Here is a 14,237-nt window from a genome sequence, read left to right as displayed (position 1 = left end):
GCGCGATCGATGGAGCGCCAACTTGAATACACCACACATCAATATTGAGGTGCAGTTCGGCGCGGTACTGGCATCGTTTGGCTTAAACCCGCCCGAAATCATCGCTGACGGAGTGCGCCGTCGCTTCGATGCGGACGACGATAGGAAAGGAAAGAAATCCGCTTGGTATGTCCTGCACGGTGACGGTGTTCCGGCCGGGGCCTTCGGCAACTGGAAAACGGGCTTGTCCGAAAAATGGTGCGGTAAATCGAATCAAGCGCTCACATCGGCTGAACGCACCGAGTACTTGACCAAAATCGCTCTGGCCCGCCAGGAGGCCGAAGCCGCACGTATGCAGCTGGAGGAGGCCGCCGCTGCAGAGTGCGAGCGCCTCTTCGCTTGCGCGGTTGATGCTACAGACGACAATCCCTACTGCGCGCGCAAGGGCATTAAGCCCTTCGGTCTCAAGGAGCTCAAGGACAAGCGCACGTTGCTGGTACCGATGCGTGACGAACACGGCAAACTGCGTAGCCTCCAGTTCATCTACGCAGACGGAACCAAACGATTTAAATCGAACGGCCGCGTTCAGGGCATGTATCACACCTTCGGTGGAAATATTCGCGATACCGTCCTGATCTGTGAAGGCTTTGCCACCGGCGCTAGCCTGTTCGAGGCCGTCGGACACCCGGTTGCCGTTGCCTTTAATGCGAGCAATTTGGTGGCGGTAGCACTAGCATTGCGAAGCAAGCTCCCGGACGTCCGAATCGTTGTATGCGCAGATAACGACCGCTTCAATGCAGTCGGCAACGTAGGCATGGCAAGCGCGATGGCCGCAGCTCGCGCAGTCGGCGGTTGGTTAGCAGTGCCAAAATTCACTTCCGACGAGGGAAACCCTACTGACTTCAACGACCTGGCTCAACGCGAAGGAGCCAATGCCGTGATCAGCGCAACTGAGCAGGCCTTGTATATCAAGCCGCAGGTTACTACACCAGCCCAGTCTGGTAGCGAACCGGCCGCATTGACCGAAACCCGTGTGGTTAAGATCCGCTGCGGTGCCGACATCAAACCACAACCAATCACTTGGTTGTGGCCTGGTTGGCTCCCGGCAGGGAAGTTGACCATCTTGGCCGGCGCAGCTGGTACCGGCAAAACGACGCTCGCACTTGCACTGGCCGCTATCGTTACCGCCGGCGGCACCTGGCCTGACGGAACTGTTAGCCAACGCAAGGGCAACGTGCTGATCTGGTCAAGCGAAGATGTGGCTGAGGATACCCTGGTACCTCGGTTGATTGCATCGGGTGCAGACCTCAGCCGCTGCCACTTTATTGAAGGCATTGCACAAAACGGCGTGAGCGTGCCGTTTGATCCAGCCCAAGACATCGTGGAGCTGCATCGCGCGGTCGAGGCGATTGGCGGTGTCAGCCTGCTGTTGATCGATCCGATTGTCTCCGCCGTGGCTGGGGACATGCACAAGGCAAATGATGTAAGGCGCAGCTTGCAGGCGGTGGTCGACTTCGCAGACGTGCATGGATGCGCTGTCATCGGGATCAGCCACTTCGCCAAAGGCGGCGCTGGACGAACGCCGCAAGATCGTGTGATTGGCTCGCAAGCGTTCGGTGCCCTGGCCCGCATGGTACTGGTGACGGCCAAGGAAGAGGATGGCAGCAGACGTGTACTGGCGCGAGCCAAATCGAACATCGCTGTTGACGAAGGCGGCGTTGCGTACTCGATCGAACCGGCTGCTCTGGACGATGGCATCGCAACAACACACGCTTTGTGGGATGGCGTCATCGAAGGCACTGCACGCGAGATCCTGGGTGAAGTCGAAGTTGACGCGAGCATTGATGGCGACTCGCGCGATGAACTCAAACGAATGCTGGCCGACATCCTTAAGGACGCCGGTGGAACGATGCCAACCAAAGCGTTACAGGCTGAGGTGCGCGATGCCGGACATTCATGGGACGTCGCTAAAAGACTCAAAAAAGACCTGGGTATCGAGTCGGTCAAGTTGAGCATGGGCGGCCCCTGGGTTTGGAGGCTGCCGAAGGTCGGAAATTCGGGTGTGCTCGAACGGAGCACGAAGAATGCCGAAGAGTACCGGCATAAAAGCTTGCTCTCTTCGCGCTCTTCGGTACTCCCTTCAGACTCTGATGGGCCGTTCAATGACGTCAATACGGAGGAGCTATGACCATCACTTCCATACTTGACTTCGTAGTCGATCAGTGCGCAGCGGAGGGAGTCTCTGTATCGGTCGATGGCGGCGGAAAATTGGTCGTGACCGGCCAACAAATGCGCCTCGAAGAGTGGCGTCCGCTGCTGCGTTCGCTAAAGTCCGAATTGCTGGAAAGATTTAGGCATGCGACCGCAGTCATTCAGCGACGTGTAGCGGTATTCACGACTCGGGGCGTAGACACTGGCACGGCCTGGGAGCTCGCGCTGCGCCTACAGACCCGCGACTCCCAGCGCGACGAACGCCGACTTTGCCTTGAGTGCGGCTGCCTCAGCGGTACTCAAGGTGTCTACCGTTGCTCCAGTTGGAGACATGCCAAGTTTGGCGGCCCACAGGTGCCACGTGAGCTACCGTTCGTCTTGCAGCGCTGCAAAGCCTTCCAATTAATGAGTAAAGGGGAGCCTCAGAATACTGGATCGCGCCAGCACACCCATGCATGAGCGATCCAGCCGGCCGGACCGTCACCTCGATATGAAACCTCTTCCAATATAACAGCTACTTAGCCCAGCCTCCATGGCTGGGCTTTCTGTTTTTTGGCCCCTAGGTGTGGTCTGCTGCCGATTCAGATGACACTAAGCGCCGTGGAGATCGAGGGGGCTTCAGCGATTAGTACGATACGAAGTGCGATAGTTAGACTCCATGAGCGTACGGCGGCAGAGTCATATTCCCCGTTGCGCCAGCACGGCCGAGGGCGGCGGATCCAGCCGGGTGGCGACCGATCGTGCAAGTTTGCGGGCACCGAGGTGCGAAAGGTGGCTCATGTCCGTGTACAGCAATTGTCCATGAGCGTCATGCGAGCTGCAGTCCTGGCCGTTGCAAAAAATGTCCAATCCATCGACCACGCGACTACGGGAGCTCGCCTCTCGCAACAGCTGCGCCAGACTGCCGAAGCCCGTTTCCTCGTCGGCGCGCGTCACGTGCTGCGCCTGCAGGGTAACGTCCGCACCGTAGCGGGCGTACATCCGCATGGCGTAATCCGCCGCATTCACATTGAATCGCGGCGTGTTTCCGACCAGGATCAGCGTCTTTCCAGCGGCGTGCAGCTTATCGACCGTCGCTAGCAGGCGTTCACGGACGTCCGCTGGCGTCGCAGGCCGGCCGTCGAGGGCGAAATCATGCGGCTGGCCCGACGTCAGCAAGCCGAAATTCCCAATCCAGACGATATTCTTTAACGCAGGCTGCCGCAGGATCTGTTCCACGACCACACGCTGACGTTGCGCCTCGCAGCCAAATTCCTTTTTCACGGTCCGCGTCAGGCCTTCGATGGGAATGCACCCGTCGCTCAGCACAGCGACGAAAGCGCGGTGTTGCCGAGAGAGTTCTTCGTCCAGCCCCGGCAGCAGGGCAGCGGCCATGCTATCACCCCACAACACACCGTCGACCGGTGCGCGCCGGTCGCCGACGATGCAGTTGACCGGCCCCAGCGGCGAACCCGCCGGATGAGCAAGACAGAATTTCTCGCCGCTGCCACGTTCGGCATTGGCCTGCAGCGGCCCCTGGATGCCCTTCCAGCGGTGCAGTCCGGCGAAACCCGAAGTTGCATGCAGCCCCACACCCACTAGCAGCGCCGTGACCAACGTGCCTGCGGCCATACCCAACACTGGCGCGCGCGCCTTTAAGATACGCCACTGCACGGTGCGGACCGGCAATTCGACGAACCGCCAGCTGAGATAACCCAGCAACAGGCTGAGTGCCACCAGGGCCATCACGAGACCCGACGGGACGCCATTGAAATATTTGAGTTTTCCGAATGCGAGTACGGGCTGGTGCCACAGATAGGCGCTGTAAGAAATCAGACCCAGCGCCACGCACGGCCGGCTTGCCAGCAACCTTCCGACCAACGTGCGCCCGTGCGTGCAATGGATCACCAGTGCGGTGCCGAGCACTGGGATAAGCATCTGCGCAGGTGGTACCGGCGCATGGCCGTCAAACATGAACAGCGCCCACAGGATCAAGGCGAAGCCCAGCCCCGCGCCGAGCTCCGAACGGCGTGGTCCGAACGCCGGATTACCACCGAGGCGAGGCACGATGGCGGCGAGCGAGCCGGCCAGCAATTCCCATGCACGCGTCGGCAACAAGTAGAACGCGGCCTGTGGATGCTGTTGCTGGACGACGGAGGCAAGGACGAACGATCCGATCGCGAGTCCGCCAACGATCCCTGCCATGCGGCCGGTGCCCCGCCTCCATGCCAGTATGAGCAGCAGTGGAAAGAGCACGTAGTATTGTTCTTCCACCGCCAAGCTCCAAGTATGAAGCAGCGGCTGCTCTTCGGCGGCGGGCGCGAAATAGTCGGTCTTCAGCCAAAAAAACAGGTTCGACGAAAACGTTGCGACCGCCATTACACTCTGGCCGAAACGCTTGAGCTCGTCTGGCAGCATCAACCACACCGCTAGCGGGAAACTGACTAGCAGTACGACGGTCAGCGCGGGAAGGATCCGGCGCGCACGGCGTACGTAAAACTGGCTCACGCTGAATTGTTCGGCTGCCAAGTCCTTCAGGATAATCGAAGTGATCAGGTAGCCAGACAAAACGAAAAAGATGTCGACGCCAACAAAACCGCCGCTGAACAGCTTGAAACCGGCATGAAACAGAATGACTGGTAGCACAGCAATGGCGCGCAGACCATCGATTTCCGGGCGATATGGCAGCGAATGCGGAATCTTGTTTTGCATGAAGAAGCGGGATATCGAAGTGTATGGCCGAGCGTCGCGCGGGGCGCGACCGTTCACGGCCTGTCGAAACATCTATAATGACTAAAGTAAACTTTGTGTACCACAACGCAATAAATCACACTGAACTTCGGGCTGTCTTCAGCGCGCATCTCAGGCCGGTCGTGCGCGGCCGTGGTCGAGATGTTGGCGTGCTCCAGCCACTGCTGTACCTTGGCGACGTCAGCGTCGTGCGCGAGCGCGTCGTTGGCGACCGTTGCAAGCAGCGCCCGCGGTCCAAAGCCATCGACTTTGATTCCGACCACATCCGCATATCTCATGAGCACTTTGCAGACGTCGTCTGGCGTATCGCGCGCCGTTGCGGTCTTGCAGGTCGGCTTTGGGTGCAGCCCGCAGCTCAGTGTGGGGTAAGCTGTGGTGTAGAAGCGTGGTCAGAATTACGCGATCGTGCAGGCCTTGCATCGTTGACGCGTCCGGCATCGCCAGCAGCTCGCGCGCTTGGTTGTCGCCGATCGCTGGCGTTTTTCCTTCCTGGATGTCGATCTTCGGTCGCTTTACGCCGTCGACCGGGTTCCCCCAATAATTCCGCGAACACGACAACGCAATGTTCTTGCGCAAAGACCAAGCATCGGCGTCGGCTCGATCTTAGGAACCTTCTTGAAAAGCAAATCGGCCCACGCGTCGGTGCAAACCTTTGCAGTAACCTCTGCCGCGCGCTCGCTTCCGTTGCGAACCATTGCGTCGTACAGCTGAGGATTATTTTTTAAAGTTTCGATTGCACGAAACGCGTCGGCCGCGCTGGTGACTTCGATGTAGTCCAGCTCTGTGCGGCGAAGTTCACGATAAGCTTCCTCTCGGCCCAAAACCGCCGGAACTCCCGCCAACCAAGCATTGATCAGCTTGCTTGCCGGCTTCTTGGTGTAGCTACTTGTCATATCCTTGCGCACGGCAACGACCACATCGGTATCGCTGTAGTCGTTCCAGTTGGTCACATACTGAGCGTCGTTACCAGTCCATTGAGCCGCGTCAACTCGCCAAGCCACGCCCAACCGTGCCATCATTAGTTCCCACAAGCCATCGGTAAACGATGTCGCCATTTCGCCGGCAGCTCCCTTGAAAGCGACATTCTCAATCGTGGTTCGACGTTTCGGATCGCGAGGAATCAATCCTGGCTGAGGCCAGTGCTGAATGTGAAAAGCCCGTTCACTGTCGGATGAGTGGCGGTTTTGCACCACTTCAATGTCGGCGTTTCGCTGCGACGGGCGGTCCGCACGGGCCGATACAATGGTCAGTTTGGACAGAAGACTGCGTTCCGATAACAGCTTAGAAACGTGGTCAGCATGCGCCACGACTGTTCCGCGACTTGGAGCACGAGTACTCAGTATAACGTCGTACCCAGCGCGTTTTAGACGGAGGTAGGTCTGGCCAATCCATACCTGGACGCCAGTGCTAAACAAGCGCCAGTCGCGCTCGGGATCGGCAATTTTGATCTGCTCGACAAGTTCTGCGTTGGGAAGAAAAAAAGTTACGCTCATAAAATTAATTTTGGACAATTGTTTTTATAACCTGCTTTGTTCTTCGCGCAGATCTGTATTTTTATTTCTGTACAGCAAGTAGCGATGCTTTCCAATCGATACATTGCGACGGCTCGCTTTTCATCCCGAGGGCAGTGCTCGGTCTTCAGCTCACTCGACACTCAGAAGGAAAAACAACCAGCAACAAGCCCAGCATCGCGCTGGTCGAGTGCCACAAAGTTCCCTTCTCGAACAATTTGTAGCAAGAATAGCACCAGTATTTCTAGATAGCAAAGTGTAAATAAGCTCCGCAACAATGGCGCATCCCATCTCATGTTGCATCCGTATTGATGAGACACTGGCTCAACGTTTACCGGGACGGTTCTGTTTGCCTTGGCCTGCGTATACACGGCCTGGGTGGAATGCTGAAGTTCCACAGGCAGCAGTCTGTCCAGAACACCAGCACCGACGCGCGGCGTTCTGACGCTAGATCAGCTCGCTCGGGGGGCGATCGACAGGCCACGCCGGCTGTCGGACTGCGTCCGCACTCTCATGACGACCCGCAGCGGAATCCCGTTTTTAGCGAGATAGCGGGCAGCCAGGAAGTAACACTCTGGCATTGCCATTTGGATTGTGGTATCGATAGTGTGTGCCGTACGCGGGTCGAAGCGTTGCTTCACCAGCCCCCTGTCGTCGCCAATCTATAGTCGCAGCTGGCTCGCTGCCTTTATTTTATCGATCTATTTTTTATAGCAGTTTGCCCCAGTTTCGGCCAGTCGTAAAGAGCGACCTGGGCGTTAGCGCACTCTTGGTAGCGTCCCCTACATAGTGCTTGATCGTACCATCTGAGCATTGCATCAGGCTCGGATGCCGCCATGAGGCCTCGACATTACTTCCGAGAGCTCGCTCTGGCATTGGTACGCTCCTCTACGGCTGAAGCAGGGAATATGCTTCTACACCGAAAGCCACGGCAATTTTTTCGAGGTTGTCGAGGGAAATATTCCGAGCATGGCGCTCAACGTGAGCGACAAAGGTCCGATGCAACCCGGCTTCATATGCCAGGTGTTCCTGCGACCACTTACGCTCTTGCCTCAGGCGGATCATATTTTTGGCCAACACAGCCCGGAGTGTGTATGTCGTCTGGGGCAGAGGCGGAGCGCTTGGTGACTGCATGGAAGCAGTTTCACAACGTGCCGCTTTTACGTCAGCCGCGTTTACGTCACAATGTGGGGAATTGCCGTACTGGCCTACATGCCCGCGCCCAGTGAAGCCAACTAACGCAAGATAGGTAGAGATCATGGCCGAAGAAGATGACCGACCACGCAGCCCCTGCTCTTACGATGAGGAGGACTCAGAATCCAACGCAGATGAAATTTGCGAGCAGATTGTCGGACGCCACTTCGCAAAAAATGAGCAGGGTTCAGGACCGAGCGCAGACGAAATTTGCGAGCAGGTTGTCGGAAGCCACTTCGCAAAAACTTGGGGCGAGCGTCCACTCAACGCGGCACCTCTTGAGTTACCCGACGTCAAGAAGATACATCGGTCCGCAAACACGATGTACGTTGCCGGTCTAACCAAACTTGCAGATATTACTGACGCCTTAGTGGAGAGAATATTGCCAAACGATCAACCAGTGCACCCCAAAATTCCCGCCGAAGTACTGGCGCGACGTGATGAAATCCGAAATGCTGCTTTAGAAAAACTGGGTTCGCCTCAGCAGGCAAAAAAATGGCTTGAAGGTCCCAAGGTCTCGTTGCAAGGACGAAGGCCTGTCGATCTACTCGGGACCTTGGAAGGTTGCGATCAAGTTCAGAAAATGCTTGACGACCTATACTCATGAGGACAGTCTAGTAACACCCGGCTATGATCGTTCTGAATACTCAGCAGGTCGTTCAGCCTCAAACTCACGTCTCAGCAAACTAAATGAAGTCTCCAGACAGCTTTGAAGCGTTCCAGCGCAGTTGTAGAGGTTGGTGCCATGGCCCACGGCTTATATTGCCTGATCCTCCTGAACCAGAACCGGGCCTAAACTTTTTTGGTCGGCTTCGCTGGCATGTACGAGAGTACTTCCGCCCCAAGAGCGAATGGGAGCGCTTCGCGATCAAGTTTGCGAAGCTAAGACAACAATAAAGGCGCCTTGGTCTGCTGCTGTCATTGACTCGTCCTGACTCCACTTCACCTTAGCTTGGTGTCGGTGCAATCGGCAGCAGCTACGTCGCCACACTCTCAGGTAAGCACTAACTGTCTTGCTAACTCTTCGTTCGCTAACCACGCCAGGGATAGCAAGACCGGCCGCGTTATCAACCATAGGCGCGGTTCACGCCAATGGAAGCGTCCCGGCCGGGGCGTTTTACTGAACAGTGTAGTGCAGCTCTTCAAACCCGGCACTACGTAACCGTACCTGGTCGCCGGATGCGAACTGGACACCTTCGAGATACCCGATCTCAACCTTTCTGCCAGGCGCGATTTGAAACGATTTTTCCTTTACCCCTTCAGTTGTTGGGTTACGGGCTACCATAATCACTGAGAGCTGCATGGCGGACGTGTTTGTAAACATTGCAACAAGACCACGACCCATGGCAGAGCGTCGCATCTCTATACGGACTGGTACAGAGGGCAAACGCGCCTTCTCTTGATCGAGCGCCGCCTGCACGGACTCTGCTTTCGATGTTTCAGCTGCTAGCGCCTGCTCTTTGCTTTCCACTTCGGATGAAAGCTGGGCTGACTTCGTTGCTTGAGCCTGAGCATCGGTACGTGCAGCGTTCAGGTCAGACTTGAGTTCAGCTGCGCGAGCAACTTCCTTAGCAAGCTCTAACTGCAAACTAGCAACGCTTGCTTTCTGGGTTTCGATGTCACGGGCAGCTTGATAGTAGAGTGCAGCCAGCGCTACGGACGTGACAGCAAGAACGGCTGCGGCGATCTTCAAAGCAACTGGCGATGTGCGCTGCTGGGGCTGGATCACAGATGCTTGTGAACTCATGGCTTCCTTGTGGGGCTATATGGGCGAGGTGGCGAAAGCGGTAACCTGGTTAGTGTAGCGTTTGACACCATAAGTGTCCAATAGGCAACGCAGCGATAATCGGCGCTGCGATTCGTGCCGATATAAATCAATGACTTACAAAAGTTTCAAGTTGAAACCCGATTTATGTCTGCTTTCGGAGTTACCGTTGCCGGCGCCACAATCCGCATCACGCTTGCGCGAGATAGCCCGTACTCCCGAGCCAGTGCGCTGATCGACTCCCCAGCCTTGTGCCGCTTCGCAATAGTAACGCGTTGCTCTGGCGTCGTACGAGATGGACGGCCCAGCGTCTTACCCTCGGCCTTTGCTCGCGCCAAACCGGACTGCGTACGCTCCACCAGCAGATCGCGCTCCATCTCGGCCACGGCCGCTAACATCGTCAACATCAGTTTCCCAGCGGGGCTTGTAATATCCAGCTTGCCCAATTGCAGAACGATGACTTCAATGCGGCGCGCCGCTAGCATCCTGATCGTAGCACCGACGTCGTACGCATCACGCCCTAAGCGATCGAGTTTCGTCACAACCAAGGTTTCTCCGTCACGGATTTGACTGATCATCTTGGCGAACTCAGGTCGTTGCATCGCCGGCACCTTGCCCGATATACCCTCGTCCGCGTGCCAATAGTCAACAACATATCCGGCCGCTTTGATCTCCTGTTTTTGATTCCCCGTCGTCTGTTCCTTTGTGCTAACCCTGCCATACCCAAAAATCGCCATTTCTGCTCCCGTTCGCGCGCCTTCCTGTTCAATAAGATCTATTCTACATTTGAACATGTTCAAAACTCAAATATATATTTTATGGACAGTATGGGGCTGCGTTGTCGAGCACTGTTCATAAACGGTCCTTTATTGCGCTTGTCCTGAAGACAAGCGGTTTGCGCTTGAGCCAACGGGGCAGCAGTGAGGTAGCACACTTTCCCGCTACTATCCGACCTTGATGAGCATCCAACGTACTGCCAGCAGATGAGCGAGCAGGCCAGCAAGAGAAAGGCTGATGAATGTCCGGGCGGGTCCCGTAGAGAGGTAGCCGCACGCGTGATCGCATCTCCACCTGAGCAATGCCAAGCGAACCGACAGGTGCTACTGCCAAGTTGATGAAAAATTGTTTGCAAGCAGGAAATAACAGGCGTAAATTTACGGATTTACAACTCCTGTTGCCTAGCGAGGAATAATGTTATTCAACTTGATTGATCGTTTTTTCCCCGACCACACTTGGGATGCCGAATGTACTGACGAGCACCGTACCTGCCAAGTTTGCGGGCGCGTTGAGCAGTACGAAGAGACCGACGGCTGGGTTGCCGGATCTTGGCGACTACTTCGTGCGGGCGACAAAAGAGCGCACGTTGCAGCGACCAAGGATCAATCGCCAGCAATCCACGTGCCAGAGGACGAGACTACTCAGCCGACGCCGGCCTCTCTGGCGTAACCGCTACGGGCGCCGCTTCCCATATCCTCGTGGTAGGTCATCGGGATCGTTTGCCGCTCCGAGCCCTCCGGCCACGAGCTGCGAATGCGTCATCTGCCGCCAGGCTCGGATGCTGGATCACGCAATCGTAGAGTTGAGGCATCGAAAAAAACTTTTGTCGAGCAATCTAAGAAGCCAAAAAAATATTCGGTACAGATAGAGATTTTTCTTGAACTGGCCCGTTTAGTCACTTCTTTGTGTCGAATCCGGCCGTTTGCAAGGCTTGGTGCTCGGCTGCATTGATCTGGCAAGTAGGTTGAATGGGCGCACTAGATCAATACCTCATTAGAGCCTCCGCACGTAACGACCAGGAAAAATGTCGTATTTTGGTTAGCAAAAAATACTACCAACAAGAGATTCATAAGATGCACCGTAAAATTCCACCTGGGCTCTCCGTTTATCTTGACCTTGTCCGATTCGGTGCCGCATTTACTGTTGTGATGTCACACCTTTGGGCGCTTGTGATACCGAACCGTCCACTGCCATGGCCGGGGCATTCGGCCGTGGTTATCTTCTTCGTGTTGTCTGGATTTGTGATTTCCCACGCTGCGCGTCGGGAGCTTGGGCTGCGTACCTACTTACACCATCGGATCGCTCGGATATACCCCGTTGTGCTCGGTTCGGCCGTGTTATCGGCTTTGCTGAGTGCGCTGGCTGTGGATGGTCTACCGTATGCCTCGCCGGGTGGTTCGATTACAAAGGATCTTCTCTTGAGCATGACCTTCGTCGGTCAATCGTGGGATAACGTTTCGTTACCCTACAACGCGCCTTTTTGGTCATTGAACTATGAAGTTTGGTACTACATCCTGTTTGGTATCTGGTGCTATCACCCCAGTAGATTGCTCATGCTTTGCGCAGCTTTGATCGCGGGGCCCAAAATTCTCTTGCTTATGCCTGTGTGGTTACTTGGCTGCTACTTGTACCGGAAAATGGCAGCGTTAGATCGAAAGTTTGCTATCCAGGTTTTTTTGATCTCGGTCGCAGCTGGGTTGACGTTCGTTTGGTTCGATCTCGGCGTTCGGATTCGCGAAGTCATGCGCGAGGCTTGGCCAGTAGTTATGGAACACACGCGCGGCTCAAATCAGTTCGTTGGCGATTTCATCCTTGGCATAATCGTTTCTGCTAACTTCCTCGCGGCCGGTTCATTGGGTATGGGCCTCCTGCAGAAATGCGAGAAAGCAATACGTTACCTGTCCAGCTTCACGTTCTCTATGTATGTTTTTCACATGCCGCTGGCGGTCTTCATCTGGAATGGACTTGACGTGCGTTCACCATTGGCATTCTTTGGCCTGCTCATGCTCGGCATTTTCGCAATGGGAGAGTTGACCGAACGGCGCACCAAGTGGTACCGATCGGTGCTCACGCCGCTGCTCAGTAAGCGTCTTCCCAGCAGCGCTTTGTAAAGTGACCCCATCAGTTAAGATGGTGCGGCAGATCGTATGTCGTCGCTCCCTTGGGGCCGAGCTCATGCACGTAATTTGCATGCCATTGTCGCGCGCGCGCCGAGCATGTTCTCCTACGTGCACCCGACAGACGCGACGTCGACCTTGGAGCGGTTACGGGAAGCATCTGACTCGGATCAGGCACGTGGTCGGCGAAGGCGCTGTTTTATACAACTTGTATAAAAACGGGTTTCAAGCTGTGTTTCAACTGTCTCCCCTCTTCTAAATCAATAGCTTACAGGGGTTTCAAGTTGAAACTTGACCCGGATCGGCGTTTCCGGCTTCTTGCTATTCCGGTCGTCGCGCAAGTCGCCCACCTTCTCATCATCTGCGCGTGACCGACCGCGATCGACTGCGCCCAACGGTCCGCGATCTCGCATGAGGCCGTTCAGGTCTGGCTGATAATGTTCAGAGCTTGCCCTTGGTTGCCCTAGATGTGGGCCGTAGTGCTCGACTAGAAGCCGATGGCCCTATAGGCGGTCTCGGTCGGCGTCACGGTGTTGACTTGTACCCGCGCGGGTCGTTGTTCGCGCCCAGGTACGCTCGGTGCGGAGCATATCGATGCCCTTGGCGCCCATTGCGTACCGATAGCGGCGACAAGTCCAGCGCCTCTGGCGGCCACCAGCACGCTCCGCGGATTCCGGCACGCCGACAGTCACGAGCGACACCAAAGCGCGTGAGGCGGTCTACGACATCTTCAAGGAGCAGAGCGGCGGCGACGAAAAGGCGAAGGTCTCGATCTCCGTCGGCAAGCGCCGCCTCACGTCCCTGGAGGGCGCACTCAGCGCCGTCGGCAGCGAAATGGGCGACGAGAAAACCTTCGCGATGACCGTCGACGGCAAGGAGTACATCGCGCGCACCGACGCCGCGCGCGCGATCGCGGAAATTGCGAAAGGCCGCTCGGTGGGATTGGCGCAGGACGATGCGGCGACGGTCGACCTGGGCGAGTTCTACGGCATGCCGCTGCATGCGACGTTCTCGCGCGGCGACGACAAGCAGTTTTGGACGTCGCTCGCCGTCCTGCGCCCGGACGGCTCGACGCTCACGTCGGGCGAAACCAAGCTGCGCGAGGACTGGAACTACACGACGTCGGCCATGCGCACGGCACTGGACGAGCTGGAGAAGCTGGTACAGCCGGCGCGCCTGGAGTACGTGCGCGAGACCATCGAGCACCGCCTCGCGCGCGCGCAAGCCACGCTGCCCGAGCTGCAAGCGCGACAGGTCGGCCCGTTCAAGGAGCAGGCCGAGCTGGACGAAAAAAATGCGCGACTGGAGGAAGTGATTCGCCAGCTGTCGAGCGGCCCGTCGACGCCAGGGCGCAATATCACGCTGCGCGGCAACCCGCTGCAAAACGTGGACGGCTCGTATCGCCGTCAGGAGCCGATGCCGGGCCTGTATCGCCGCCCGCGGGAATCAGTCATCACGGCGCCGGAGAAGATGCTGCCGGTTGAAGTCATCACGGCCGAAGTGCAGAAGCGCATTGAGAAATTTGCGCATCAGCCCCGGATTGTGATCCGGTACCACCGGGAAGGGATTGTTCCGGGTGCGACAAAGCAGTGCGGTATCATGGGGGCGACCTATCGCGGGACGGTCTACCTTCTCCGTGACGCACTGCCCGGCCTGACTGCGGTTCAGGAAACTCCCTTCCACAAGCTTGTTCATCAAGGTATCCGTCAGTTTATAGATCCAGACGAGTATATCAAAACGAAGTTGAATCTCTATCAAGCTAGTCCCGATGTGCGCGCATACACCGATGCCTGGGCAGCTGGCCCCGACGGCTGCCCATGAGCCGGGACCATGCAAGAGAAATACATGCGCGAACGCGGCACGGATGCGAAGCAGGCGTGCGAGCAATGCGAAGAGTACGCCCGCGCGGCCGGCGTCGACGAATATCTCGCCTACCGGGATGAACCGGACGCG

Annotated in this window: 10 protein-coding genes; 4 read left to right on the top strand and 6 right to left on the bottom strand. The window is 56.8% G+C overall.

Translation table 11 applies throughout. The annotated features are described in order from the left end of the window. Nucleotides 1-22: 22 nt before the first annotated feature. Nucleotides 23-2,167: an AAA family ATPase gene (locus NX784_RS17540; RefSeq protein WP_258817985.1), complete on the top strand. Its 2,145-nt coding sequence runs from the start codon at nucleotides 23-25 to the stop codon at nucleotides 2,165-2,167. A gap of 701 nt (nucleotides 2,168-2,868) precedes the next feature. Here NX784_RS17540 and NX784_RS17535 read toward each other — a convergent pair. From NX784_RS17535 to NX784_RS17520, 4 genes are all read right to left on the bottom strand, one after another. Beyond that, nucleotides 2,869-4,881: an acyltransferase family protein gene (locus NX784_RS17535; RefSeq protein WP_258817984.1), complete on the bottom strand. Its 2,013-nt coding sequence runs from the start codon at nucleotides 4,879-4,881 to the stop codon at nucleotides 2,869-2,871. Between the two features lie 53 nt (nucleotides 4,882-4,934). Beyond that, nucleotides 4,935-5,198 carry a site-specific integrase gene (locus tag NX784_RS17530; RefSeq protein WP_258817983.1) on the bottom strand — a complete coding sequence of 88 codons (264 nt, stop codon included), beginning with the start codon at nucleotides 5,196-5,198 and terminating at the stop codon, nucleotides 4,935-4,937. Nucleotides 5,199-5,432: 234 nt separating this feature from the next. After that, nucleotides 5,433-6,431 (bottom strand): glycosyltransferase, encoded by a 999-nt coding sequence (locus NX784_RS17525; protein ID WP_258817982.1) that lies wholly within the window; start codon nucleotides 6,429-6,431, stop codon nucleotides 5,433-5,435. 888 nt (nucleotides 6,432-7,319) lie between these two features. Next, nucleotides 7,320-7,496 carry a helix-turn-helix domain-containing protein gene (locus tag NX784_RS17520; protein ID WP_307736031.1) on the bottom strand — a complete coding sequence of 59 codons (177 nt, stop codon included), beginning with the start codon at nucleotides 7,494-7,496 and terminating at the stop codon, nucleotides 7,320-7,322. A gap of 193 nt (nucleotides 7,497-7,689) precedes the next feature. On the opposite strand from NX784_RS17520, the gene NX784_RS17515 reads away from it, so the two are divergent. Further along, nucleotides 7,690-8,232: an MbcA/ParS/Xre antitoxin family protein gene (locus NX784_RS17515; protein ID WP_258817981.1), complete on the top strand. Its 543-nt coding sequence runs from the start codon at nucleotides 7,690-7,692 to the stop codon at nucleotides 8,230-8,232. A gap of 510 nt (nucleotides 8,233-8,742) precedes the next feature. On the opposite strand, the gene NX784_RS17510 is transcribed toward NX784_RS17515, so the two are convergent. Together NX784_RS17510 and NX784_RS17505 are read right to left on the bottom strand one after the other, a co-directional pair. Further along, entirely contained in the window at nucleotides 8,743-9,372 is a 630-nt protein-coding gene (locus NX784_RS17510) for a hypothetical protein (RefSeq protein ID WP_258817980.1), read from the bottom strand. A gap of 146 nt (nucleotides 9,373-9,518) precedes the next feature. Next, nucleotides 9,519-10,184: a recombinase family protein gene (locus NX784_RS17505; RefSeq protein WP_370662948.1), complete on the bottom strand. Its 666-nt coding sequence runs from the start codon at nucleotides 10,182-10,184 to the stop codon at nucleotides 9,519-9,521. Nucleotides 10,185-11,135: 951 nt separating this feature from the next. Here NX784_RS17505 and NX784_RS17500 point away from each other — a divergent pair. Next, entirely contained in the window at nucleotides 11,136-12,278 is a 1,143-nt protein-coding gene (locus NX784_RS17500) for an acyltransferase family protein (protein ID WP_258817979.1), read from the top strand. A gap of 840 nt (nucleotides 12,279-13,118) precedes the next feature. Then, the gene (locus tag NX784_RS17495) at nucleotides 13,119-14,105 is read left to right on the top strand and encodes a hypothetical protein (protein ID WP_258817978.1); all 987 of its coding nucleotides are present in this window, start codon (nucleotides 13,119-13,121) and stop codon (nucleotides 14,103-14,105) included. The last annotated feature ends 132 nt before the right edge of the window (nucleotides 14,106-14,237 follow it).

Source organism: Massilia pinisoli, from assembly GCF_024753285.1.
In the GTDB taxonomy this organism is placed as follows: Bacteria; Pseudomonadota; Gammaproteobacteria; order Burkholderiales; family Burkholderiaceae_D; genus Telluria; species Telluria pinisoli.
Note: the sequence above shows the minus strand (reverse complement) of the source record. Positions and strands in the feature narration are given on the sequence as shown.

Excerpts from the sequence above, each read along its gene's own strand:
- NX784_RS17535 (WP_258817984.1), bottom strand. The coding sequence starts at position 4,881 with ATGCAAAACAAGATTCCGCATTCGCTGCCATATCGCCCGGAAATCGAT.
- NX784_RS17530 (WP_258817983.1), bottom strand. The coding sequence starts at position 5,198 with ATGAGATATGCGGATGTGGTCGGAATCAAAGTCGATGGCTTTGGACCG.
- NX784_RS17520 (WP_307736031.1), bottom strand. The coding sequence starts at position 7,496 with ATGATCCGCCTGAGGCAAGAGCGTAAGTGGTCGCAGGAACACCTGGCA.
- NX784_RS17515 (WP_258817981.1), top strand. The coding sequence starts at position 7,690 with ATGGCCGAAGAAGATGACCGACCACGCAGCCCCTGCTCTTACGATGAG.
- NX784_RS17510 (WP_258817980.1), bottom strand. The coding sequence starts at position 9,372 with ATGAGTTCACAAGCATCTGTGATCCAGCCCCAGCAGCGCACATCGCCA.
- NX784_RS17505 (WP_370662948.1), bottom strand. The coding sequence starts at position 10,184 with ATGTTCAAATGTAGAATAGATCTTATTGAACAGGAAGGCGCGCGAACG.
- NX784_RS17500 (WP_258817979.1), top strand. The coding sequence starts at position 11,136 with ATGGGCGCACTAGATCAATACCTCATTAGAGCCTCCGCACGTAACGAC.
- NX784_RS17495 (WP_258817978.1), top strand. The coding sequence starts at position 13,119 with ATGGGCGACGAGAAAACCTTCGCGATGACCGTCGACGGCAAGGAGTAC.